Source organism: Gemmatimonadales bacterium, assembly GCA_035502185.1.
Classification (GTDB): domain Bacteria; phylum Gemmatimonadota; class Gemmatimonadetes; order Gemmatimonadales; family JACORV01; genus Fen-1245.
Genome location: DATJUT010000018.1, coordinates 1 through 24,004 on the forward strand (window position 1 = coordinate 1; position 24,004 = coordinate 24,004).

Consider the following 24,004-nt stretch of genomic DNA (forward strand, 5'->3'; position numbering starts at 1 on the left):
CGCATCATATCCGCTGATCCGCTGTCCGATGTCGGCGGGCGGGAGTGCGCTGAGATCGCCTTGGTGCACCGAGACTTGCGTTTGAACTTCGGGCGGCAGCCTCGACGGGTTGCGGACGAAGACGGTGACCTGCTGCCCGGCCGCCAGCGCCTGGCGAAGCACGTGGCTGCCGAGCGATCCCGTTGCGCCGAAGATGATGAGGCGAGACAGGCGCTATCCTCCGCGCTTGGCCGCCGCGGCGCGGTATTGGCGCGGCGTCTTGCCCGTCCAGCGCCGGAACGAGCGATAGAACGTGCTCGCCTCGGCGTATCCGAGAATGAACGCCACCTCTTCGATCGGCACCGAGCGTTCGCGGAGCGTCGCGATGGCCATGTGCATGCGGATGTGCTCGATCTCGCGGCGCAGGGTCGTGTCCTCCGCAGCGAGGTGTCGCTGGAGCGTCCTCGGCGGCAGGTGAAGAGCCGACGCCGTGCGGCGCAGCGTCGGTGCACCCTCGCTGAGCGCAGCCCAGATGGCCGAGCGAACGCGTTCCTTGACGGACGTTCCGGTGCAGAGTTTTCGAAGTGCACGCTCGGCACTCTCGCTGAGGTATCCTGCCAGCGTCTCGTCCCCGCCCGGGACCGGCAGGTCGAGGTCGCGTTTCGCGAATGTGACCCTCGACTCCGGCTGATCGAAGTGCAGTGGGCAGCGAAAGAAGCGCTGGTACTCGAACGTGCTGTCCGGCTGGGCGAACGTGAACGCGATTTCGGAGGGCACCAGCTCGGCTCGCATGATCCCACGGCATGCGCCCAGAACGGCGGCGAATCGGAAGCTCACCGCGTGGGGAAGTGCCATCCCCACATCGGACAGGCATTGCGCGATGGCGACGTGATGTTGGGCCGTCTCTTCCAGGCGGAACTGGACCGCTTCGTTGAGGATGCGCCAGTACCGCGCGAGGCGGCGAAGCGCTGCGCCGAGGGTCGAGCTGTAGGAGATGGCGTAACCCAGCAGGCCCCACTGGCGCGCTGGCAATCCTGCCGCCATCCGGATGCCGACCCCCGGGTCGGGCTCGCGCTGCGCGACGAGTTGCCAGAGTGCCACTTCGGTCCACGACGGTACGCGGGCGTCCGGATCGCTGAAGTCCACGGCGCCGAGCCCCGCAGCTTCAAGCAAGGCGTCGCGACGCAAGCCCGCATGCGCGGCGCCAGACAGGATGCTGGCCACCACGCGAGCCAGGACCGTGCCTGTCCCACGTCCGCGATCCCGGGCAGCGCGCGCCGTCGGCATGGTTGCTCGCTCCTGGCCTCGGCAGCGAACGTGGACCCCAATGAGGCAGACGTCAAGGCTCAGCCCGCGGCGCAGGAACCCACAGTTCTGGCGCGCGTTGCATGTCTTGAGGCCTCTGGCGCGAGCTGCACGCGAAAGTGGCGCGCGCCGCCTCCATGTCCCGCCGCAGGGAGCTGCATTGTCACGTTGTGCGGCACCCGGCGCGCCGAGTAACACACCCGGCGCGCAGAGGGGCATTGCGCCGCGGAGTCTACTCGGGAGCAGAGATGCGTATCCTGCAGGCGATGGCCGCGTGGATCGGGGCGCGGCTCCGGGGAAACCGGTCGGAGGAGGCTCTCCAGGCCAGTGAGATGCGGTTCCGGGCGCTGACCGAAAACAGCGCCGACATCATCACCATCCTTGATCTGGATGGTCGCCTTCAATACGCGAGCCCTTCAGCGCGGATCCTGGGCTACGAGCCGGGCGAGATCCTCGGGCACTCGACCTTCGACTACCTGCACCACGAGGACGAGGCTCGCGCCCGCCATGCCTTCGGCAGGGCGCTCGCGGGCGACACCGTTGGCATCGTGGAGAAGTTCCGTTTCCGCCACAGGAACGGCTCCTGGCGGACGCTCGAGGCAGTAGTGTCTAATCTCCTGGAGATGCCTGCCGTGAAAGGCATCGTCATCAACAGCCGCGACATCACCGAGCGCGAGCGCACCACCGCGCAGTTGCGGTCCCAGGAGCGCCAGCTGCAGACGATCGTAAACGCGGTCAGCGACGTCGTGTTGGAGCTGGACGGAGACGGTCGCTACCTGAACATATGGGCCGCCGATGAGTCCGACCTTGCCCGGCCTCGAACGGAGCTTCTGGGCAAGCGTGTCGAAGAGGTGCTGGGTCTCGATGCTGCACGGCCCCTCGCCGGGCCCCTGCGGAGAGTTCTGAGCACGGGCGTCCCCGAGAGTCTCGAGTACCGGCTCCCGCTGGCGGACGGCGAGCACTGGTTCCTGGGGAGGCTGACGCGCCTGCCCGGAATCGACGGAGGGCCCGACACCGTGTGCATGGGGGTCACCGACATCACCGAACGGAAGCGGGCCGAGGAGGCGTTGAGGGTCAGCGAGGCTGAGCACCGAGGCCTGATCGAGCGCGCTCCTCTCGGCATCTACCGCACGACCCCCGAGGGCCGAATTCTCGCGGCCAATGCGGCGTTTGCGAGGATGCTGGGCTACGACGACCCGGAAGAACTGACGGGTCTCGACATGGCGCGAGACGTCTACGCAAGTCCCGAGGAGCGGGCTCGACTGCTGTCGCAGCTCGGGCAGCAGGACGACTTCGCGATCGAGGCCCAGTGGAAGCGCAGGGACGGCGCCGCCGTCGTCGCGCGCCTGAACGTCCACGCGGTTCGTGGCCCCGCCCAACGCATCCAGTGCTTCGAAGGGCTGGCTGAGGACGTCACCCAGCAGCGCTCCCTGGAGGCGCAGTATCGCCAGGCTCAGCGACTCGAGGCCGTGGGGCGGCTCGCCGGAGGCGTGGCGCACGACTTCAACAACATCCTGACGGCGATCACCGGCTACAGCGAACTGCTGCTCAGCGATCTGGCCGCCGATGACCGCAGACGCAGCGACGTTGAGGAGATCCGCGCGGCGGCCCAGCGCGCAGCGGTGCTCACCCGGCAGCTCCTGGCGTTCAGTCGCCGGCAGGTCTTCCAAGTCAGCGTGCTGGATCTCAACACGGTCGTGCGGACGCTGGACCGGATGCTGCGCCGGCTGATTGGCGAGGACGTGAGGCTGGAGCTCGCCCTGTCTGAAGGGTTGGGTGCGGTGCGGGCCGACCCCGCGCAGATGGAGCAGGTCGTCATGAACCTCGCGGTCAACGCGCGGGATGCCATGCCAGCCGGAGGCCGCCTCACGATCGAAACCGCCAATGTGGTCCTCGACGAATCCTATGCCCGGGTGCACCGAGGGGCGGCGCCGGGTCGTTTCGTCATGCTCGCGATGAGCGATACGGGGATCGGGATGGATGCCGAAACTCAATCACACATCTTCGAGCCGTTCTTCACGACCAAGGAGCCGAGCAAGGGTACCGGTCTCGGCCTGGCCACCGTGTACGGCATCGTCAAGCAGAGCGGCGGCAACGTCTGGGTCTACAGCGAGCCCGGCAGAGGGGCCACGTTCAGGCTCTACATCCCACGGGTGGACGAGCAGCCCGAGGACCTTGCGCAGCAGGCAGCGGTGGCCGTGGCCGGAGGCCACGAGACGGTGCTCCTGGCGGAGGATGACGCGATGGTCCGCGAGGTGGTGGCGCAGGCCCTGGAGAAGAAGGGCTACCGGGTGCTGCGCGCGTCCGACGGCCCAATGGCGCTCGATCTGGCACGCGGGCACTCGGCACGGATTGCCCTGCTCGCCACCGACTTGGTCATGCCGGGCATGACCGGTCGCGAACTGGCTCTCGCCCTGCTCGCGGAGCGCCCTGACCTGCGCGTGATCTACATGTCCGGTTACGCCGACGATGCCGTAGTTCGGCATGGCGTGCTCGAGAAGGGCCTCCACTACCTCCAGAAGCCCTTTAGCATCGCGGACCTCGCTCGCAAAGTGCGTGAGGTGCTGGACGCGCCTCAAGCCAAGTCACGCGCGAGAGGGTGAGCTCTGGAACGCTGCATACCCAGCGTCCGGGAGAGGAACGTGGCGAACGTCATGGTTGTCGACGACGACAAGACCGCGAGGCGCGCCGTCCGACGGATGCTGACGAATCTGGGCCACGAGGTGCGGGTCGTCGGCGATGGTGCCGAGGCGCTGCAGCTCCTGGACGGCGTCCGCTTCGACCTCGTCATCACGGACGTGTACATGGAGTGTGTGGATGGCATGGAGCTGTTGGTACGGATTCACCAGCGCGGGCTTAACGTGCCGGTGGTGGCCATCTCCGGCGGGGGCTGCATCGCGACCGACGAGATCCTCGCGATGGCGAGGGCGTGCGGGGCCGCGGCCACCCTGGACAAGCCGTTCACGCCGCAGCAGCTGCGCGACACCGTTGAGCCGCTCCTCCGCCAGGCTCCGCGGGCGTAGGCCATGTCCCTCGTGATCTGTCCCGATTGCCGCCAGAGCATCTCTGGCCAAGATCCCTCCTGTCCTCACTGCGGACGGGAAATACGGACCCTCCGACCTGCCAGACCGGCTCCGAGTGAGGTCAGGCAGGGAACGCAGCGGGCGAGGTCGCAGCACCAGGTGGCAAGCGCCACCTTCCCTCGCCGTGCCGACATCCTGCCGCCCTCCGAAACCCCACTTCGGCGGCTCTTAATCAGTAGGTTCCGTGTTCGATTCACGGGCGGCGCACTGCGGGAACTCCGAGAGCGACTTCGCCCTACGCGAGGTCGCTCTTTGTGTGCCCAATGACCCGTGTCAGTTGGTGAGCCAGTTTCAGGCCCCTCAATCACGGCCATCAACGTCTCGGCATCGGGCTGCTGGTAGCAGGTGAGCAACTTATGCACGTAGGCGCGTAGCAGCCAATTCTGAGCTACAGACACCGAGACAGGCTGGCCGAATCTGCGCGGGGCGGGGATGCGATGCCTGGTGGTCGTGGCACGTGTGCTCGTTGCGGACGATGACGCCGAGGTGCGGAACCTGGTTCGCCGAGTGCTCCAGGCCCAAGGTCACGACGTCATTGATGCGCATGACGGGGCCGAGGCCCTCCGCCTCTTGGAAACGATGCCCTGTGACCTCGTGGTGGCCGACGTGTACATGGGCGATGTAGATGGGATGGAATTGCTAGTGCGGATTCAGCAACGCGGTTTGCGGGTGCCCGTGCTGGCGGTATCGGGCTGAGCCTCATCGGCCCTTACAACCCGCCGCGCGGGGTCAGCGCCCCACTTCGCTCACGGTTTCGAACCGCAGAGACGGCCTGTCCCCATCAGGCTCCGTCGCCCGACCTTCCTCGACTTGAGCAGCGAGCCAACATCCTAACTCCTATCATGCATGTCCGAATTGGTGCCCCCCCCGGCGTATCCGGCAGCGGATCAAACGGCTGGTCGGCAATGCACTTGAGCGTTTGAGACCTCGCCAGTTCAAAGAGCGTGGTCTGCGTCTTGCATGATTGGACGGCTGACAGGCTCACGGTCGCGCGCACGGGCTGCCGGCACGGGGCGCCGCACAACGCCGTAAGGCAGGCAAGAGCACGGGCGGAGGGGAAGCGATGGGAGCGAAACGCGCGCTGTCCTGCGTGGCGACCCTGCTCGCCACGCTCGTCCCCGGCGGGCGGGCGGACGCGATCCCCGCGTTCGCGCGGTTGTACGGAGCGAGCTGCAGCATGTGCCACGACCCCATCCCGCGCCTCAGCGCCTTCGGTGAGATGTTCGTGGACAACGGATACCGCTTCTTCCCCGGCCAGCTGCCTCCGGACCGCTTGGCCACGGGCGACCCGTTGCTCTCACTGCCCGGGCGCCTGCGGCTGGCGATGCGCCTGGACGCCTACGCCGTGGCGTACGCCGGTCCCGGCGTCGTGACCGATTTCCAGACGCCCTACGACCTCAAGCTCATCTCGGGCGGCCCGCTGTCGGAGCATCTCTCCTACTACGTCTATTTCATGCTCTCCGAGCAGGGCGAGACCGGTAGCATCGAGGACGCGTACGTGACCTGGAACGAGCTGGCCGGCGCGCCCGTCAGCGTGTCGGTCGGCCAGTTCCAGGTCTCCGACGTCATTTTCGCCCGCGAGCTCCGGCTGGAGCACCAGGATTACGCCATCTACGGCGCGCGCATCGGCGCGTCGCCGGTCAATCTGACCTACGACCGCGGCCTCATGGTCGGCGCGGATCTCGCTGGCTTCACGATCTCCGGCGAGATCGTGAACGGGAATGGCAACGGCGCGGCGTCGGCCAGCGGGCGGTTCGACGACGACCGGAACAAGAGCTTCGTGGGGCACGTGAGCCGCGAACTCTTCGGCGGCGTGACGCTCGGCGCGCTGGGGTACGTGACGCGTCAGGAGGGTGCGGCGTCGGGCGGCCCGGCAGCGCAGAACCGGCTCTGGATGCTGGGCGGTGACGCGAGCGTCGCGCTGGGCCCGGTGGAGCTGCGAGGGCAGTTCATCCACCGCGAGGACAGCAGACCCACGTTCACGCCCGATGAACCGAGGGCCATCACCAACGGCGGCTTCGGCGAGGTGCTGATGCACCGCGCCGGAAGCCGCTGGTACGCGGTCGCCCTCTACAACCTGATCCGCACCAGCCGGCCGCTGCTCGACGTCGGTCTGGGCGCCCCGTCGGGCCAGTCGCGCTACGAAACCGTGAGCGGCGGCGGAGGCTACCTGCTGCAGCGCAATCTCCGGGTGTACGCGGAGGCGACGTGGGATACGGAGCTCCGGGCGACGCAGTGGACGCTCGGGACCACGATGGCCTTCTAGCCCGATGATCCTCGCCGCATGCCGTCCGGGAGGGAGGGTGTGTCCATGAGATACTCCGCCATCGCGCTGCTGCTGGCGAGCGCCTCGGGCTGTCGTGCCGGGATGGGCCTCTCCGGAGGCCCGCACGTGGACCCCGCACAGCTCGAGGCCTTCGGTCAGCTGCCCGCTTCCATGGCGACGGCGCAGCGCCCCGCTTCCCCGGCGAGCGTGGCTCTGGGCCGGATGCTGTACTATGACCCGCGCCTTTCCGTCGACAGCACCGTCTCGTGCAATACCTGCCACCCGCTGGGCGCCTACGGAGTGGATCACCGTCCCGTCAGCTTCGGGGTGAGGGGGCAGCCAGGCCTCCGCAACGCGCCCACCGTGTTCAACGCCGCCGGTCACGTGTCGCAGTTCTGGGACGGCCGCGCACCGACGGTCGAGGAGCAGGCCAAGGGGCCGATCGTCAATCCGGTCGAGATGGCCATGCCCAACGGTGACGCGGTGGCCCAGCGGCTCAGGGCGGTGGCGCAGTACCGCGCGGCGTTCGCCGCGGCGTTCCCGGGAGAGGCCGAGCCGGTGACCTATGACAATGTCGGCTTGGCGATCGGCGCCTTCGAGCGTGGCTTGGTGACGCCCTCACGGTGGGACGCCTTCCAGGCCGGGGACACGGCCGCCCTCGCGGCGGACGAGCGGAGGGGGCTCAGCACCTTCGCCGCGCTGGGGTGCCCGGCCTGCCACCGCGGGACCTACGTGGGCGGCGAGACGTACCAGAAGGCGGGATTGGTGGAGCCGTGGCCGGAGCGGGGAGACTTGGGACGCTACGCCGTGACCCACCGACGCGCCGACCGGATGGTCTTCAAGGTGCCGTCGTTGCGGAACGTCGAGCAGACGGCGCCGTACTTTCACAACGGCCAGGTGGCGACGCTGGAAGACGCCGTGCGGCGGATGGCCCGGTATCAGCTGGGTCGCAAGCTGAGCGACTCGGAGATCGCTGCGGTGGTGACATGGCTCAAGTCGCTGACCGGGACCATTCCCGAGGGCTACATCACGCCGCCCACACTTCCCGGCACGGAGATGTCCCGCGCGGCGCGAGAGCCGTAGAGGCGTGCCCATCGACGCCTCAACCCATCCGACCCAGGCCGGAGTACGCCAACTGGGTTCCGTCCAGGCTGGTGGCGCTCTTTGACTACGGCTGCAACGCCTGTCCGATCGCCGCCTTGACCTGGACGCGGGATTCCTTGCCGTGGCGGTCGAGCAGGGCTGTTTGGCCACCAGGGCTTCGGCTACGTCCACCCGGCGCTGCCGTGGGCTGCCTGATTACCCAATTCCGCGTCAGAGCCACGTTCGTCGAGTGCCGCACGTGTGCCGCAAGACCCCGATTTCCTATCGTGCGGCGGGAAGGACAGTCCGACATGGTGGCGAGGGTGCCGACGCGCGAACCCGTGACCGCCCAGAGAGTTCGCTGGGTTTCCTTCCCTCGCCGTGCCGACATCCTGCCGCCCCCAGAAACCCCACTCAGGCGGCTCTTAATCAGTAGTTTCCGCGTTCGATTCACGGGCGGCGCACTCCCGGTAGGACAACCACTGAGACTAGCGGGCGGCTCGCGGTAGCCGCCCGTCTGTGTTCTATTGTGCGCCGCGCGACTCCAGGGTGTCGTGCCCCGCGCTGCCCGTTCACGCCTTTCGTACCGAGGATTCAGTGACCATCGCCTCACGCCGCGCCGGCCCCATCGCTCGCGCGGCCATCCCGCTGCTCCTCGTCGCCCTCCTCGGCGCGACCAGCGCGGCCGCGCCCCAGCATCCTGTACCCACCGTCATCCAGCTGGACAGCGCGGCCTCCGGCTACACGCCGCTGCTCATTGGCGCTCCCGCCACCGTGACGATGCGGTCCGGCTACGTTGTGCTCGGTCCGGGACAGTCGGTGGGAAGGCACTCGACGGGACGCTACGAGGAGGAGCTCGTCGTGCTCGAAGGCACGGGCCGGCTCATCATACGCGGGGGGCCCGAACTGGCACTCAACGGCCGGAGTGTGGCGTACTCGCCCCCCAATACCGAGCACGATGTGACCAACACCGGCGCGACACCCCTGCGCTACGTCTATGTCGTCGCGGAAGCGATTCGCTAGGCCGGCCTGCCGCGCTGGGGTGCGCCAGCAGCGGGCCGAGGTCATTCCCTGCCAAGCGAGAGACTCGTGCTGCAAGGCCTGTAGGAGGGAGCACCGATGAGCGGTCGTGGTGTAGGGATCTTGGCGGCGGCATACCTCCTGACCGGCGGCGCGTGCGGCCGCTCAGGGACGACGGAGCGGTTTGCGCAGAACGGCATCGTGGTGAGCCGCGTGGTCGCCGCGGAGCCGGTCGCGGCCGGAGCGCCCGCGGACGTGGCCGTGGCGGTCTACCTCTCCATCGCCAACGATGGCGACGCCGCGGACACGCTGGTGGCCGTCGCGTCGCCGCTGGCGGCCCGCGCCCAGATCCATGGCGAGATGCCCAGCGGCGGGATGACGATGATGATGCCGGTGGCCGCCGTGCCCGTGGCCGCGCACGAGAGGGTCCGCCTGGCGCCGGGAGGGCTGCACGTGATGCTGGAGGGCCTCGCCCGGCGCGTGGTGGCGGGTGACACGCTCGCGCTCGTGCTCGTCTTCCGCCGGGCCGGACGGCTGAGCGTGCGGGCGCGCGTCGTCCGGTACGCCGACCTGCAGGGGGCCCTGGGCATGGCCTCGGCCCCGACCGCTCAGGCGCCGCCGTTGCGGCTCGCACGGAGCGACGGCAGCGTCTTCGACCTCGCCGATCAGCGGGGCAAGGTGGTGGTGGTCTTCTTCGGCTACACGCACTGCCCCGATCTGTGTCCCCTGACCCTCGCGAACTTCGCCTGGGCGCGGCGGCGCCTGGGGGCGAAGGCGGATCACGTGAAGTTCGTGTTCGTGACCGTGGATCCCGGCCGCGATAGCCCCGCGGTGGCCATGGCGTACGCCCGCCAGTTTGACTCGTCGTTCATCGGGCTGTCGGGCGACTCCGCCGCCCTCGCGAAAGTCCAGCAGGCCTTTCACGTGGCTTCGTGGGTCAGCCACGATTCGGCGGGCAACGTCCTCGTCGCGCATTCTGCCACTGTTTTCGTGGTCGGCCCGGACGGCGCCCTGGCGCGCATGATTCCGCACTCCGAGGCGGACGTGGAGCGCATCACGGCGGCCATCACCGACGTGCTGGGCACGTGAGGACTCGCGAGCTGGCGACGACGGCCGCGCCGTTCCTGATCCTGGCCTTCGGTTTCACGCTCGGCGCCCTGATCTTCCGCGGCCGCACCGTGGGCGTGACGTTCGAGGCCGGCGGCCGCACGTACCGAACGGGCGACCGGGGCGCGCACCGGCTCCCCGCCACTCTGACGCTGTCCGACGCGGAGCGCGTCCGGCTGCGTGTGGTCAATCGGGATGCGCGGCCCCACGCGCTGGGCGTGCTCTCGGTGGGGCCGGGCGACAGCGTGGAGGTTCGCCCCGATGTGTGCGCGCCGGCGCCACGGGGGCCCCAGCTGGTGTTGCTGGTGCAGTAGCCCCCGCGACATCGAGCGCGCGGCCCGCCGCGGAGACTCTCTGTCGACGCCCTTGACGCCGTGCGTTCCCATGACGATGAGGTCCACCTTCTGCGCCTCCGCGAAGGCGAGGATCGAGCCCGTCACGCCAGGCCGCCGATGCACCCCTGGCCGCTTCGCAAGACGGTGGGGCTAGCGATGAACGCCGGCGGTCACCCTGCTCCGGGGACGCCGGGGACGCGACGCTCTCGGAGTGAGACCGTTCTCGTGGGCCGGAGCTGGCACCTCGTCAGGTCGCGGGCTTCGCCCGGAGGAAGTACGCCCAGCCAAGAGTGAAGAACGACGGATGCCCCGGAGTCGGAGGCGCGCACGCGTGCCGCGGCTACGGGTGCTCGATCACTACGAAACGGGCGTCGTCCCGCGCCACATCTCGAAGGAAGGCGAGCAGGTCGTTCAGGCGATCCGGCGGGTACACCCCCCGGGCCCCAACCGCGCGCCGCACGATGTGCAGGTCGCGGCCCTCTTGAGCGAAAGTGGCGGAGTATGTGCCGAAGACGCTCGACGCACTCACGCTCGACGGTAGCCGCGCCTTCCAACCCTCCGGCAACACGAAATGCAGATCAACCACCCGCTCGCCGGCGCCGAGTACCCGGCTGGCGGCGATGTGATATCGTCGCGGCACGTGAGCGGCGACCGCTGACACCGCCGTCGGGACCATGCTGGCCGGCCCCGGAAGCGTGAGAACCTCCGTGGTGCCGGCGCTGGTTGTGGCCTTTCCGCCGCGGATGACATAGGTGATCCGAGCCTCCGCAGCGAGATCGCGTCCGTCAAACAGTTGCAGGCTGTCTCCCACGGCGCCCTCGAACAACCCTCCAGCCATGGATCGAACCATGTCCGCGCGCTGCGTGGCGGTGTAGTCGCGGCTCATGAGAGCCCGAATCGGGAGCTGCGCTGGGCCCTGGAACGTCTCGGTGACCCTCCCCGCGATGTTGCCGTCCGGCGACACCTCGCCGGTCAGGGTGACCTCCGCGCGATTGGCTTCCACCGAGTCGAGCGGGAGGCTCACCTGCTCACCACTGCCATCCTGGTGCACGACCAGGGCGAACTGCCCCGCTTCCGATGACGGGAGCACCCCGATGGGCGCCGCCTCCAACGTCGGATCCAGGTAGAGATAGGGCTCGTGCCCCGGCGCCCTCACGGCGACGATCATGTGATTGAACGCGCGGATCGACACCAGCGACGAGTCCAACCCGCCACCCGCGCCCAGGAGCACTGGGTAGGCGGGAAAGCCCATGCGTCGAGCGAGAGCGATGAACAGTGTCGCCTTGTCCTTGCAGTCCCCGTAGCGGGTCTCGAGTGTCGCGGCCGGCTCGCGCGGCTGAAACCCAGCCAAGCCGAGTGAGACGGATACGTAGCGGAAGTCCTGCGCAACCCAGCGGTACAGAGCACGCAGCGTATCGGCCCCACTTTTCTGCGCACCGACCAACGCTGACAGTCTTGCGTCGAGGTCGGCGTTCACCGTGTAGCGGTCGCGACTGAGGTTCCAGTACCAGCGCGCCACATCGGCCCACGCTTCGGGGGAGGTAACAGTCACCGTCGCGCCGAAGTCGTTCGAGTCCACACCAAACGGCTCAGGCTCTGGCGCCTTCGGCACGTCCTGAGCGACCCACGCCCACACCCGCCGGCCTCCCGCCTCCATGACCTTTCCGGGGTGCCGCATGTTGTGCTCGACGATCCGCGGCGACAGTGACGCCGGAAGATCGAGGAGGAAGCGCGACCGCCTCGTTAGGTGGCCAACAGTCGTCCGCCAACTCGTGAAGAAATCCCCGGCCATCATTGGGTCCAGCGTTTCGACCGTGTAGCTCCAGTCCACGACGGTACCTTCCGCCACTCCACCGAGCGTAACACGATGTAGACGCGCATCCGAGTACACCGGCGCCGTCAGGGCCGTGGGAGCGTCGCTCTCCTGCTCGTGGGCCGCGGAATCACTCACCACTGACCCGTCCGGCCGCACGACCCGGACCCAGTTGACGGTGAGCTTCTCGCGTGAGCGGGAGTACGAGAAGACCTGCTCCCCGAACTGCGAGGCTGCTTCCTGCTTCAGGACCTGGATGACCTGACGGTACGTTCGTGAGCCACGGCCATCAGCGTCGAAGCGCACCACGCCGTCATCGAGGAGGTAGACGTAGGGTTCGTCGGGGTAGTCTGCCGGATTGACGGCGAGCCGGTAGATCGTGTCGTTCCGCACGGAAGGGTCGCCCGCGGGCGTGATCACCGGGGCCTGAGCGACCGCTGTGGATGCGATGACGACGGTGAGCGGTAGCAGGAGCGTGCGCATTGACGAACTCGTCGCTCGGGGTCAACCAAGCATCGGGAACCGGACAGGGCCTTGGCAACATCAGTCGGGCACCGAGCTGCGGCGGACTCATGGCGGAACCGACAGCCATTTGGGGCACCTGACTGCACATGCGCCTGAGGGGCGGGCGACCTCACGCCAGCCACACAACACCTGTAGTACCTAGACCCCGACCGTCACTCAGGCGTCATTCGAGCACGGGCCCGCCGCTGGAGGCGCTGGTTGGGCAGCTTGCGTCACCGGCACAGCGTGTGGTCAAGGTCCAGCAAGAGCGCTACGACGCCTCCCAGGGGGCGTTCAGCGATGGCTGGACGCCCCTTCTGACTTCATCTCGGTCGCATCAGGGGCTGGGCGACTCATCGGTCGGAACGACCATGGCGTGTGAACGCGCGGCTGATTCCCCGCAGCCGGTCGCGCCGTCGCTGGGTTGTTCTGTGGTGTGACGCGGGCCAGGGGGACGAGCCGCTGCGACACGGTCGCGGGCGCGATCCGGGTGAGGTCCACGATCGCGATGCCGGACGTGCCCAGGGAAGGCACGTAGCCGGCGATCACCATTGCCTTGCCGTTCGGGGACAGCCAGCTGAGGACCGGCCAGTTGGAGCTTGGCAGGATCGGGGGCTTCACCATCACCCGGTCCAGAAGGGCGCCATCGCTCAAGCGGGTCCGAATGATGCCTAATCTTCCGTATTCGACCGAATAGCCGGTCTGACCGTCGGGCGAGAGGGCGGACAGCGTCTCCCAGGTGGAGGAGAACCCTCGCAGGGAGCCGTCGTAGACGCCGGTGCCGATCGCAATGTGACTCCCGTTGCCATCGATCGCAGGGAAGGCCCCCGGCAGGCTGCTCGCCTGCAGCGGTCCGAACGCGTCGGTTGCCGCATCGTACACCTGCGTGAGCGTGGAGTTGATCACCACGACCGACCTGTCGTAGGACCGTCCCATCGGACCTCCGCCGGTCTCGCCCGCGTTGCCGGCGTCGAGACGCCGTTGCAGGACCCCGGTCCGGAGGTTGTACGTGTAGGCGTGTCCGCCGGCTCCTATCTCGAGCAGGAACGCGGCGCCGGTACTCGTCACGCGCAGGTACCACGGTTCCGTTGCCGAGTCCAGGGCGAGGGGGGCCTTCGTCAGAACCAGCGGCGTCTGCCGCAGGTCCACCACGCCGAGCGATCGGGAGGATACCAGGGAGGTGATGATCGAATCTCCGCTGGGGGTCAGATCGAAGTAGCGGGCGGTTTCGCCCAGGGCGATGCTGTCGATGTCGGCCCCGGCAGCCGGCGAGAACACCGCGATCTGGCCGATCTCCGACTCGAGCAGGTAGACCGAGTTGCGCAGCGTGTCGATCGCCACGTCGTAGATGGTCGCGGGGATGGCCGCGACGGTCGCCGGTGCCGTCAAGGTCGGTAGGATCTGCATGGAATTGCGGATCGGCACGCTGACGTTCCCCGACGCGTCGCGTGCGTACACCGTGATACGGTTCGCGCCCACCCAGCTGGCCGCAACGGGAATCTGCACCGTCGCGCCCGTAACGGGACCTTGGACGGCGACCGAGTCCCGGTAGCCGACGGGCTCCAGGTCCCAGACCAGATAGGCGAGGGAGCGATTGTCCGTGGCGGCGAGCACGAGCAGGAGGGTGTCACCCGTGAAGCACGTCGGTGGCATCCCGGTGGTGTACGGGGTGGTGGGACAGTAGGGCCCCTCCACCTCGCTCACCGCCGGAGGCGTCGTATCCACCAGCGGAGGGAGCGTGATGGAACGCGCGCTCGACTGGTAGTTGGCGTCGAGCGCGGCGACACTCGCGACCAGCGAGACTCCAGGGTCGCAGCTCGACGGGACGGGCATGCGCACGACGCGGGCGAGGCTGTGCTCGAGCGAATCGTCGAGGACCACCATTGCCGTGTCGCAGGGGCCCGCCAGCTGAATCGCGGTCTGCCACAGCCCCACCGCACTGCTGATCCCAAAGTCGAGGGCGACGGCCTTGCCGGGCTCCGGATCGCTGGAGGGATCGCTGGCCAGATTGGTGATGGTCGGCGCGCCACCGGCGGGCACGTTGAACCTGCACGGGACGGTGACCTCGGTCGAGTCGCGCGGCCCGTCGAACACCTCCCAGCGGTATCGAATCGCGACGCTGAAGGGGACCTCGGCGGACAACTGCCATCGGGATCGCTCCACCGAGTCTGCCGAGATGGCGGAGTTGCCCCAGGAATCGCCAATCGTCGTATCCGGAACCTCGGCGCTGTCCATCGCCGTCGTCCGGCTCGGCACGTAGAAGAAGAACTCCGCGCTCCGCCACGCCGCGATGCCCTTCCCGACGCCGTGGGCCACGAGCGCGACGCTGCAGGTCACCAGCCGCTGCCCGGAGGGGCCGGTCGCGAGCTGCGGCCCCAGGATGTCGGTGATTTCGACGTCGAGCGTGAAACGCGGACCCGTCGCCTCGCGGCAGGTGGTCGTCACGCTTGCGATCACGGCGGCAGCCGCGATGGCGGCCCGCCGCCCGAAGGCCGGCCGCGTGGCGAACCGGTGACCCACTGGTGCCCCGTCCATGCCCTGCCGCTCCGGATCCGGGTTCAGATCGGTACGAGCAGCGACGGCGACGTTCCGACGCGCCCCGCCCAAGGACCACGCTGTCGAGGTGTAGCGTAGCGCGACAGCGTTAGGGGGGCGTCACTCGGAGGGATTTGGCCTGAGAGGGCCGCCGCAGCGCCCAGCCGGCCCGGGGTGACGGTCTCGTGCCCGTCTGGAGTCCGCCGGTGTCGGGGGGCAAGCGCTGACTGCTGACCAGCAAGTCCGTATTCGGTGCACGACGGAGCACTGCAGGAAGTGCCTGAGCGGCCTCGCGACGAGCGGGGCCGCTCTCTCCTTGCACGAGCGGCCCCCCTAGCGACGCGCGCCCCTTCTCACTCGTGGCGGGTGACTCTCCCGCGCCGCTCCCCGGCGGCCGGCGGCTCCGGCGGCCCGTTGAAGAACACGCTCGAATCGGCCGCCTCCCGGAGGATCGCCGCGGCCCCCAACGCCCCGCCCCGGATGTCCGCGCGGCGCTGCAGCTCCGCCATGTACGCCGTGTCCAGCACGGCTCGAGCCGGAATGGGATCGTTCAGCAGCTGATCGCCGGGGCCGAGGTAGAGATAGCCGTCCACCCGCGCCGAGATCCGGCCCCCGCGCTCGTCCGGGAAGAAGTACCGGTACGCCAGATCGTCCAGCCACGCGCCCCTGAAGGGCACCAGCGACGGAACCGGCCACGCCGCCATCCGCCGCTCCAGCTCGCCGTTGTACCGGGCGAGCGGTGTGCCGTTGCCGAAGCCGTTGTGAGCAATGACGACGAACGTGACGTTCGGATACCCACCGGCCTCGTACCTGCCGACCGCGCCACCGCCGCCGTGCATCAGGTGGCGCGCCCCGAAGATCATCAGGGCCTTGCGGTGCTTCGCCAGGACCTCCTTCTCCATCACCGAGGCGATGTTGGCATCCCGGTCCTCGAACGCTCGCCCGTCCTCGAGCGTCTTCACCCTGCTCCAGTCCACCGGCGGATCGCCCGCCAGCACGCGCAGCTGCTTCCCCGGCGCGAGTCCGCGGTTGATCCGGCGCACCAGCGGAAACAGCTCTTCGTAGAAAGTCGTCACGCCGCAGAACGGCTGCGTGGTGTTGCGCCAGGCCCGCCGCACCTCGGAGAGCGGCACGTCCTCGCCCGCGATGTAGCGGTCCAGGACCGGCTGGTAGAGCGAGTTGCCGCACTCGACGACGATGTCGTTCACTTTGTCCGGGAAGGCGGGATTGCGGATCAGCGCGAGGATGAAGTCGTCGAAATCGCGGTTGGCGTAGGACAGGATCCCCAGCCCCACGACCTCGTACCTGGTGAACGCGGCCAGCGTGGCCGCCTGGGCATCCTGCGGCGTCGGGTTGCTGCCATGAAGGTCCGGTGGCTGGGTGTCGTCGGCCGGGGCGGCCCGCGCTGCCTGGACCGACGAGCTGGTCCTGGTCGCCGTGAACGGGACGCTCATCCCTTCCGCGACCTTGGACACGGTACCCTGCATCCGGTCGCCGGCGACCGTGACGGCGAAGGCGAACGTCGAGGTGCTGCCGTCGGGACGCTTCAGGCCGATCTCGAAGGTCACCCGGTCGCCCGCGATCCTGCCCCTCTCGATGGCCGGCGCCGCTTCCAGCCCCCCCGGGCCGGCGACCGTGCCCGTCAGCGTGTCGCCTCGCGCTCGCAGGCTGAGCGTGAGGACGGAGGAACCGCCATGCGGATCCGTCGCGTGCCCCGACCACGTCCCGGTCACGCCACCGGAGGGGGCCGAGCAGGCGCACACGGCGAGGAGCAGGAGAGGCAGACGCGCGGCAAGGCGGACCATGGCCGGACCTCGAGGAGGATAGGCGTAAGGACGGACGAAGCACGTGGAGGTTTCAGGTGGAGCACCGCTCCCGTCAGCCGGTTGCGGTCCGGCCCGGGCCGCCGACCCCGCCCATTGGTGCTGGCGCACCCGGCCGCGCATCTTACTGGCGTGCGCCGCTCCTCCGTGCTCTCGGCCCCTGCGATCCTGCAGGACATCTGGGAAACCCGCGTGGGCCGGGTCCTCGCCTCCCTGGGCCTCGGCAGCGTCCGCGTCACCATTCTCACCCTGGCCGTCCTGGCGACGCTGATCCCGGCGCTCGCCACCAGCGCCATCTCCTACCGGCAGAACCGCAGGGCCATCCGGGCGAAGCTGGACGAGCAGCTGTCCCACGCGAGCAGCCGGGCCGCCCGGGAGATGGGCCTGTGGCTCAAGGAACGCGTCTACGACCTGCGCGTGTTCGCCTCGTCGTACGAGGTCACCGAGAACATCGAGGGCTCGACGCCGCAGACCCGCCGGCGGCTCGTGGACTACCTCGCCTCGGTCAAGGAACGGGTCGCGGACTACGTCGAGCTGATGGTGGTGGGGTCCGACCTCAAGATCGTGGCCAGCAGCCAGCGGGTGCCCGGCCGGCTGCATTTCACCGGCAGCTGGCTCCGCCAGGCGAGTCTCGGCGACGCCGTGCTCGGCGACCCGGTGTTCGGCGACGCGTCCGCGCCGACGACCATCGAGATCGCCGTGCCCATCCAGAGCCCCGGCGGCCAGTTCCTCGGCGTGCTCGCCGGCCGGCTCAACTTCCAGGGCGCCGAGCGGCTGCTGCAGGAGGAAGTGGACGGCAGCGAATCGCGCGCCGCCGTCGTGCAGGCCGGGGGCCGGGTGATCGCGGCGGCCGGCGGCAGCTTCACGACGCTCCCCGAGGAGACCCTGCGGCAGCTCCAGCACGCCGACAGCACTGCGGCCTCGTACCGGTCCCCGGACGGGGTCTCCGTCCTCGGCGTCTCGGCGCCCGTCCCGAGCTCGGAGTGGAGCGCCGTCGTCGAGATCCCCGCGTCGTCGGCCTTCAAGGACATCCGGCGGATGCGCGACGCGACCATCCTGCTCGTGCTGGTGCTGCTGGCGGTGGTCGGCTCGCTGGCCTACGCCCTGGGCCTGCTCATCGTCCACCCGCTCGACCGGCTCAGCCTCGCGGCCAACCGCGTCGCCGGCGGCGACCTGAACGTGGCCGTCCCGGCGTCCGGCGGCGGCGAGCTGTCCCACCTCACCGGCGTGTTCAACGATATGGTGCGCCGGCTGCGCGAGGGTCGCGTGGAGCTGGAGCGGCTGTCCGACACCGACGAGCTGACCGGCCTGGCCAACCGGCGGCGGCTGATGGCGGAGCTGGAGCGCGAGGTGCGGCGCAGCGACCGGCACGGGCACCCCTTCGGGATCCTGATGCTGGACGTGGACCGCTTCAAGAAGTTCAACGACACCTGGGGCCATCCGGCGGGCGACGCCGCCCTGAAGCGCGTCGCCGACACGCTGCGCGAGCAGGTGCGCGACGTGGATACGGTGGCGCGCTACGGCGGCGAGGAGTTCACGGTGATCCTGCCGGAAACGCCGGCCGCGGAAGCGGCGCGAGTCGCGGAGCGGATCCGCGCCGCCACCGAGAAGGACCGCTTCACGCCCGAGGGCGGCGGGACCGAGCTCACCATCACGGTGTCCGTCGGCTATGCGGAGTTCCCCGAGCACGCCGGGAGCCCGGACGCCCTCATCGAGGCCGCGGACCGGGCCCTGTACCGCTCCAAGCAGTCGGGCCGCAACCGCGTGAGCGCCGCCGAGCGCTCGCGGGCCAACACCAAGGCCGGCGGCTAGGGTCCCCCGGGCGCCACGCCCCGCACCAGTGCCTGGTGCACCCACGCGACGCGCCCGTCGGGCAAGGTCACCCGCATCCAGTCCTGCGCCCAGGCGTACGCCGTGAGCGTCGTGCCGGCCGCCACCGTGGTGACCAGGTCGGCGTTGGCGCGGGGCGCCGAGCGGAGATTGGCGCGCGCGGTGGTCGTGATCTGCACCGGCACCACGAAGGTCCGCTCGCCGGCGCGCGACACCGACCCGCCCTGGGCCAGCCGCCCGCGGCCGGCGGTCGCCACGCGCTTGGCCTGCGTCGCCAGGTAGACGGCGCCGCCGTAGTTCGCGGCGTCGAACGCCCCGCTCGCGGCGCGCAGGGCCGCCTCGGCCTGCCGCGCTTCCGGCGGCGCCTGCCCGCCGGCGCCGCCCCGGAGCTGCTGGATCGTGACCTCGGCTTCGGCGATCGCGGAGGCCGCCTCCGCCCGGGTCGCGACGCTCCTGAGCCGCGCCATCGCCCGCACCACGTCCGTGGTCGCCTGGTCGAGCTGCCGCGTCGCGTCCGCCAGCTGGGCGGAGCGCTCGAGCAGGCTCATCTTGAGCCGGGCTGCCTCGCGCTCGAGATCCGGATCGCGCACGGTCACGGTCTCGGTCACGACCCGCACGATCGCCGGCGGCGGCGGGGCGGAGACCGGCGCCGGATCGGCCGGCGGCGGCTGCCTGGCGCCACAGGCGGTCAGTGCGACCGCGAGCAGGACGAGCGTGAAACGCATGCGGTATCCCCGTTCGATCGGCGAGGCGGCCGGCGGCGGCCGCCTAAGCAAACTGCAGCGCCGGGGGCGCGACGGCTAGGCGGGGCGTCCTGGGAACACCCCCTGCGGCGCGTACCACGGAACCGGCGCGGCCCGGCGGGGGATGCGTCCCGTCCCCCGCGCCGGTACTGTTCCGCCATGACACCGCGCCGGCCGTGACCGCCGCCTCCGGACGCGCCGGTACCGCGACGAGCCTTCGCCTCGCGCAGCGCCATCTGCCGCTCCTCCTCGTAGTCGCCGTGTTCCTGTTCCAGCTCGACCGGCTCCTGTCCTTCACCCTCAGGAACGCGGTGAACGTCCTGTACTGGGACCAGTGGGATTTCTACACGCCGTTCTTCGAGCACGCCTCCGCGTGGCGCATCTTCGCCTGGCAGCACGGTCCGCCGCGGCTCGGCCTCGGCTCCCTGCTTGCCTGGCTGGTCGCCGACCTCACGCGCTGGAACGTCAGGGCGGAGGCGGTGGCGATCGTCGCCATCGTCGCCGTCGCCGCCGTGGCGGCGCTCGTCCTCAAGCGTGCGCTCTTCGGCCCGCTGGCCCTCAGCGACGTGGTCATCCCGCTGCTGCTGCTCAGCTGCGCGCAGCACGAGGTGCTCGTCGGCGTCACCGATCCCTCGCACGGACCCTTCCCGCTGCTGCTGGCCGTGCTCGTCTGCCTCGCCTGGCTGCAGCACGACCGGCGGGTGCGCTACGCGCTGGTCCTGGCCGTCAACTTCCTGATGATCTACACCGCCTTCGGATGGTTCATGGGGCTCGTCACGCCGGCGCTGCTGGCGCTCGACTGCGTCCACGCCGCCCGCGCGGGACGGAGGGGCGCCCTCGCCGGCGGCATCACGGCGCTGGCCGCGGCGCTGCTCTCGCTCGCCTCCTTCTTCGTCGGCTACACCTTCGTGCCCGGGGTCGAGGCGTTCCACTTCCCGTATCGCAACGTGCTGGCCTATCCGTGGTACGCCGGACTGGTGTTCGCCAACGTCGTCGGGCTCAAGGCGCACGACGGCGCGCTGGCCTCCGTCGCCGGGCTGGCGCTCCTGGCCTGCGTGGCGGGCGCACTGGTCGGCCAGCTCCGCGTCCCGGCCGGGGGGGACGGGAACGGGGAGCGGGCGAGCCGGGTCGCCGTGATCCTGCTCGGATTCAGTCTGCTGTTCGGCCTCGGCGCGGCCGTCGGCCGCGTGCATCTCGGTGCGGACAGCGCCGACAGCTCCCGTTACTACCTCTATGCCGTGGCCGGCGTCCTCGGGCTGTACTTCCATCTCCTCACCGTGAGGAGAACGGCAGTGCGGCGCGCCGGCCTGGGGCTGCTGGTGGCCGGCTCGCTCGTCGCCGGACTCCACCTGACGCGCCTGGACCGGGACACGGTCAACCGCGAGGCCAACGGGAAGCGGGAGTGGAAAGCCTGCTACCTCGCGACCGCGGACATCGCCGGCTGCGACCGGGCCGCGGCGTTCGCGATCTACCCGCATCCGGAGGCGACGGCGCTGCAGGCCAAGCTGGATTATCTCAAGCGCAACCAGCTGAATCTCTTCGCCGGCGATCCCTAGCGCCGAGCGCCCCGGCCGGCCGCCGGCCGGCCCGGGACCGGGTCCAGGGCAGCGCTCCCGGCTCGGAAGCGGCTACCGGGCGGCGCTCCGCACGGCGACGACGAGGTCGGCGACGTTGGCGCCCGTGCTTCCCGTCTCGAGAGCGTGGGGCACGCGCGCGAAGAAGCCGTAGGAGTCGTTGGCCACGAGATGCGCGGCGGGGTCGGCGCCGGCCCGCCGCGCATCGCGCCGCGTGACCGCGTCGGCGATCGCCCCGGCCAGCTCGCCGTTGTCGCGGCCGTCGCTCGCCAGGGTGAGCACCAGCTCGTCGTCGTGCACCTCGGGCAGCGCGGCCAGCGCCAGCTCGAGGTTCCGGCCGCCGCGGCCCCGGCCGCGAACCGTGACCGTGGTCTCGCCGCCGTAGAGGTGCGCCGTGCCGGGTGGCGCCGCACGCAGCTCTCGCACCACCCGCGCGGCGGCCTCGCGCGCCTCGCCCGCCAGCGTCGCGGTCCGCACCTCCGCCACCAGGCCCTCTCGCCCGGCGGCCGCCGCCATCGCGTTCAAGGCCAGCCGGTTCGACACCAGCTCCACGTTCTTCACGCCGTCGAAGCTCGCAGCGTCCTTCGGCGTCTCGACCAGCCGGAAGCGCTCGAGCCCGGCCGACGCCGGCAGGCCGTAGCGCGCCAGCACCCGCTCCGCGTCCCCCACGGTGCTCGGGTCGCGCACCGTCGGCCCCGACGCCACGAGGTCGGGCGTGCCGCCCGGGACGTCGGAGAAGACGAGGCCCAGCACGCGCGCGGGCCGCGCCGACGTCGCCAGCTGTCCGCCCCGCGCCAGGGACGCGTGCTTGCGGACCGTGTTGACCTCCCGGATGGTCGCCCCCGAGCGGACCAGCGCGTCGAGCACGGCGCGCTCGTCCTCGACGGATCCTCCCTCGGGCGGGAGGCACAGGAGGGTGGATCCGCCGCCGGACACCACGCACAGGACGACGTCGTCGGGGCGGCCGCCCGCGAGGAAGCGCAGGATCTCCCGCGTGGCCGCGACGTTCGCGGCGGACGGCAGCGGGTGCGTCCCGCTGAGGACGCGGAGGCCGGGCAGCCGGTGCGGGCCCGCCTCCGCGACGTCGAGCACGATGCCGTCGGTGAGCCGCCGGCCGAGCGTCGCGACCAGGGCGCCGGCGGCCGCGGTCGCGCACTTGCCGACGGCGACCAGCCGCAGCCGGCCGGCCGGCCCGAGCCGCAGGGCCTCGCCCGCGACGCGGAGCAGATCGCCTTCGAGAGTCACTTCACGCCGGATGACGGGGGCGGTGTCGATCGCCGCGAGCGCGGCCTCGGCGATGGCGAGCGCCGCACGACGGGCGGGTGTGACGGCGAGCGCGGCGCGGTTGCGGATGGGCACGCCCTAGTCTAGCGCGCGCGGCGGCGCGGGCCAACGTGGCGACGCGCGCGGAGCGGGGCGAGTCTCGGCATGCTGCGAATCCCGACTGTATTATAGGAACCCATGAGTCTTCGCCGCGTCGCACTGGCGCTGCTCACCGCCATCGGTGCCTGCAGGGCCGACGGCCGCTCGACGAGGGCCGGCCAGGGCAAGCCCGGGTCCCCGGCCACGGGTGGCTCGATCATTCTGGCCACGACCACGAGCACGCAGGACAGCGGACTGCTGGACTCGCTCGTCCCGTTGTTCACCGCCGCGACCGGGATCGACGTCAAGGTGATCGCGGTGGGCTCCGGTGCCGCGCTCGAGCTGGGTCGCCGGGGCGACGCGGACGTGGTCCTCAGCCACGCGCCGGACGCCGAGCGCGGGTACGTCGCCAGCGGCGACCTGATCGAGCGCCGGCTGGTCATGCACAACGACTTTCTCGTGGTGGGACCGGCGGCGGATCCCGCACGCGCGGAGGGCCACCCGTTGCGCGAGGGCCTGGCGCTGATCGCGCGCACCGGTCCGGTCATTTCCCGGGCCGACGGCTCCGGCACCGACAAGAAGGAGCTCGCCCTCTGGCACCAGGGGGGCATCGATCCCGCTCGCGTGGCCGGACGCGAGATGACCGGTCAGGGCATGGGCGCGACCCTGCAGGTCGCCGAGCAGCGCCAGGGCTACGCGCTCACGGACCGGGCCACGTATCTGGCGCTGCGGCCGCGGCTGACGCTGGTCCCCGTCCTCAGCGGCGATCCCGGGCTCATGAACGTGTACCACGTCTACGTCGTGAACCCCGCCCGCCATTCCCGGGTGCACCTGGCCGAGGCGCGGGCGTTCGTGGATTTCCTGGTGGGCGCCGGCGCGCAGGAGCTGATCGGCGCGTTCGGGCGCGCCCGCTACGGCGAGCCCCTGTTCGTGGCGGATGCCGGGAAAGCGGACCCGACCGGGAACTGACCGGCAACCTCGAGGGCAGCGACGGCTATGGACGCTCAGCTGTGGCCGATCATCGGCCGGACGATCCTGATATCGGGTGTCGCCACCGTCCTGGCCGTGCTCGCCGGAGCGCCGCTGGGCTACCTGATGGCGCGCAGCCGATTCCGCGGACGCACGCTGCTCCTGGCGCTGGTCAACACCGGCATGGGCCTGCCGCCGGTGGTCGTGGGGCTCGTGGTCTGGCTGCTGCTCGCCCGGTCCGGTCCCCTGGGCGCGCTCGACCTGATCTACACCAAGCAGGCCATGATCGCGGCGCAGTTCGTCATCGGCCTGCCGCTGGTGGTGGGCGTCACGGCCGCGGCCGTGCAGGCCCTGCCGCGCGAGCTGCCCGACCTGCTGCTGTCGCTGGGCGCCGGACCGTGGCGGACGATGCTGCTCATCGCCCGGGAGGCGCGGCTGGGTCTCCTGGCGGCGCTGATGGCGGGATTCGGTGCGGTCATCTCCGAGGTGGGCGCCGCCATGACCGTGGGCGGCAACCTCCAGGGGAGCACCCGGGTGCTGGCCACCGCGATCGTCACGCTCACCGGCCGCGGCGAGATCGCCGCGGCGCTGATTCTCGGCGGACTGCTGCTGCTGATCGCGTTCGCCACGAACCTGGTGCTCACCGTCGTTCAGCAGCGCTCGGACCGGTAGC

Annotated in this window: 18 protein-coding genes; 12 read left to right on the top strand and 6 right to left on the bottom strand. The window is 70.3% G+C overall.

The features are described 5' to 3' along the window. Positions 1-213: 213 nt before the first annotated feature. Positions 214-1,203 (bottom strand): AraC family transcriptional regulator, encoded by a 990-nt coding sequence (locus VMF70_02355; protein HTT66847.1) that lies wholly within the window; start codon positions 1,201-1,203, stop codon positions 214-216. Between the two features lie 329 nt (positions 1,204-1,532). Here VMF70_02355 and VMF70_02360 point away from each other — a divergent pair, with 329 nt between their 5' ends. The 8 genes from VMF70_02360 to VMF70_02395 all read left to right on the top strand — a co-directional run bounded on the left by VMF70_02360 (position 1,533) and on the right by VMF70_02395 (position 10,157). Continuing rightward, positions 1,533-3,887, top strand: coding sequence for a PAS domain S-box protein (locus VMF70_02360; GenBank protein HTT66848.1), 2,355 nt, complete (start codon positions 1,533-1,535; stop codon positions 3,885-3,887). A 51-nt stretch (positions 3,888-3,938) separates the two neighbouring features. Beyond that, positions 3,939-4,307 (top strand): response regulator, encoded by a 369-nt coding sequence (locus VMF70_02365; GenBank protein ID HTT66849.1) that lies wholly within the window; start codon positions 3,939-3,941, stop codon positions 4,305-4,307. 510 nt (positions 4,308-4,817) lie between these two features. Next, complete coding sequence (locus tag VMF70_02370; protein ID HTT66850.1) at positions 4,818-5,063, top strand: response regulator; 246 nt, start codon at positions 4,818-4,820, stop codon at positions 5,061-5,063. A gap of 367 nt (positions 5,064-5,430) precedes the next feature. Continuing rightward, entirely contained in the window at positions 5,431-6,633 is a 1,203-nt protein-coding gene (locus VMF70_02375) for a hypothetical protein (protein ID HTT66851.1), read from the top strand. Positions 6,634-6,678: 45 nt separating this feature from the next. Beyond that, positions 6,679-7,716 (top strand): cytochrome c peroxidase, encoded by a 1,038-nt coding sequence (locus VMF70_02380; protein HTT66852.1) that lies wholly within the window; start codon positions 6,679-6,681, stop codon positions 7,714-7,716. A 597-nt stretch (positions 7,717-8,313) separates the two neighbouring features. Continuing rightward, positions 8,314-8,739 (top strand): cupin domain-containing protein, encoded by a 426-nt coding sequence (locus tag VMF70_02385; protein ID HTT66853.1) that lies wholly within the window; start codon positions 8,314-8,316, stop codon positions 8,737-8,739. Positions 8,740-8,835: 96 nt separating this feature from the next. Continuing rightward, a complete protein-coding gene (locus VMF70_02390) occupies positions 8,836-9,825 on the top strand; it encodes an SCO family protein (GenBank protein ID HTT66854.1) in 990 nt (329 codons plus the stop codon). After that, positions 9,822-10,157: a hypothetical protein gene (locus tag VMF70_02395; protein HTT66855.1), complete on the top strand. Its 336-nt coding sequence runs from the start codon at positions 9,822-9,824 to the stop codon at positions 10,155-10,157. The genes VMF70_02390 and VMF70_02395 overlap by 4 nt, the downstream gene beginning before the upstream one ends. A 361-nt stretch (positions 10,158-10,518) precedes the next feature. Here VMF70_02395 and VMF70_02400 read toward each other — a convergent pair whose 3' ends face one another. The 3 genes from VMF70_02400 to VMF70_02410 form a co-directional block, all read right to left on the bottom strand. After that, positions 10,519-12,474, bottom strand: coding sequence for a DUF3857 domain-containing protein (locus VMF70_02400; GenBank protein HTT66856.1), 1,956 nt, complete (start codon positions 12,472-12,474; stop codon positions 10,519-10,521). Between the two features lie 315 nt (positions 12,475-12,789). Next, positions 12,790-15,030 carry a hypothetical protein gene (locus VMF70_02405; protein HTT66857.1) on the bottom strand — a complete coding sequence of 747 codons (2,241 nt, stop codon included), beginning with the start codon at positions 15,028-15,030 and terminating at the stop codon, positions 12,790-12,792. Between the two features lie 353 nt (positions 15,031-15,383). Further along, complete coding sequence (locus VMF70_02410) at positions 15,384-16,763, bottom strand: hypothetical protein (protein HTT66858.1); 1,380 nt, start codon at positions 16,761-16,763, stop codon at positions 15,384-15,386. Positions 16,764-16,985: 222 nt separating this feature from the next. Here VMF70_02410 and VMF70_02415 point away from each other — a divergent pair, with 222 nt between their 5' ends. After that, positions 16,986-18,665 carry a diguanylate cyclase gene (locus tag VMF70_02415; GenBank protein HTT66859.1) on the top strand — a complete coding sequence of 560 codons (1,680 nt, stop codon included), beginning with the start codon at positions 16,986-16,988 and terminating at the stop codon, positions 18,663-18,665. Here VMF70_02415 and VMF70_02420 read toward each other — a convergent pair. Then, complete coding sequence (locus VMF70_02420) at positions 18,662-19,408, bottom strand: SH3 domain-containing protein (protein HTT66860.1); 747 nt, start codon at positions 19,406-19,408, stop codon at positions 18,662-18,664. The two genes, VMF70_02415 and VMF70_02420, sit on opposite strands and share 4 nt — an antisense overlap. A 194-nt stretch (positions 19,409-19,602) precedes the next feature. Here VMF70_02420 and VMF70_02425 point away from each other — a divergent pair, with 194 nt between their 5' ends. Further along, positions 19,603-20,982, top strand: a complete 1,380-nt coding sequence (locus VMF70_02425) for a hypothetical protein (GenBank protein HTT66861.1) — start codon at positions 19,603-19,605, stop codon at positions 20,980-20,982. Positions 20,983-21,054: 72 nt separating this feature from the next. On the opposite strand, the gene VMF70_02430 is transcribed toward VMF70_02425, so the two are convergent. Next, complete coding sequence (locus tag VMF70_02430; GenBank protein ID HTT66862.1) at positions 21,055-22,359, bottom strand: DUF4147 domain-containing protein; 1,305 nt, start codon at positions 22,357-22,359, stop codon at positions 21,055-21,057. A 102-nt stretch (positions 22,360-22,461) separates the two neighbouring features. On the opposite strand from VMF70_02430, the gene VMF70_02435 reads away from it, so the two are divergent. Both VMF70_02435 and VMF70_02440 read left to right on the top strand, forming a co-directional pair. Continuing rightward, entirely contained in the window at positions 22,462-23,331 is an 870-nt protein-coding gene (locus VMF70_02435; GenBank protein HTT66863.1) for a substrate-binding domain-containing protein, read from the top strand. A 27-nt stretch (positions 23,332-23,358) separates the two neighbouring features. Continuing rightward, positions 23,359-24,003: an ABC transporter permease gene (locus tag VMF70_02440; protein HTT66864.1), complete on the top strand. Its 645-nt coding sequence runs from the start codon at positions 23,359-23,361 to the stop codon at positions 24,001-24,003. The last annotated feature ends 1 nt before the right edge of the window (position 24,004 follow it).

What these genes read in the sequence shown, in the direction of transcription:
- VMF70_02360 (HTT66848.1), top strand. Translation starts at nt 1,533, where the DNA reads ATGCGTATCCTGCAGGCGATGGCCGCGTGGATCGGGGCGCGGCTCCGG.
- VMF70_02365 (HTT66849.1), top strand. Translation starts at nt 3,939, where the DNA reads ATGGTTGTCGACGACGACAAGACCGCGAGGCGCGCCGTCCGACGGATG.
- VMF70_02375 (HTT66851.1), top strand. Translation starts at nt 5,431, where the DNA reads ATGGGAGCGAAACGCGCGCTGTCCTGCGTGGCGACCCTGCTCGCCACG.
- VMF70_02380 (HTT66852.1), top strand. Translation starts at nt 6,679, where the DNA reads ATGAGATACTCCGCCATCGCGCTGCTGCTGGCGAGCGCCTCGGGCTGT.
- VMF70_02390 (HTT66854.1), top strand. Translation starts at nt 8,836, where the DNA reads ATGAGCGGTCGTGGTGTAGGGATCTTGGCGGCGGCATACCTCCTGACC.
- VMF70_02400 (HTT66856.1), bottom strand. Translation starts at nt 12,474, where the DNA reads ATGCGCACGCTCCTGCTACCGCTCACCGTCGTCATCGCATCCACAGCG.
- VMF70_02405 (HTT66857.1), bottom strand. Translation starts at nt 15,030, where the DNA reads ATGGACGGGGCACCAGTGGGTCACCGGTTCGCCACGCGGCCGGCCTTC.
- VMF70_02420 (HTT66860.1), bottom strand. Translation starts at nt 19,408, where the DNA reads ATGCGTTTCACGCTCGTCCTGCTCGCGGTCGCACTGACCGCCTGTGGC.
- VMF70_02435 (HTT66863.1), top strand. Translation starts at nt 22,462, where the DNA reads ATGAGTCTTCGCCGCGTCGCACTGGCGCTGCTCACCGCCATCGGTGCC.
- VMF70_02440 (HTT66864.1), top strand. Translation starts at nt 23,359, where the DNA reads ATGGACGCTCAGCTGTGGCCGATCATCGGCCGGACGATCCTGATATCG.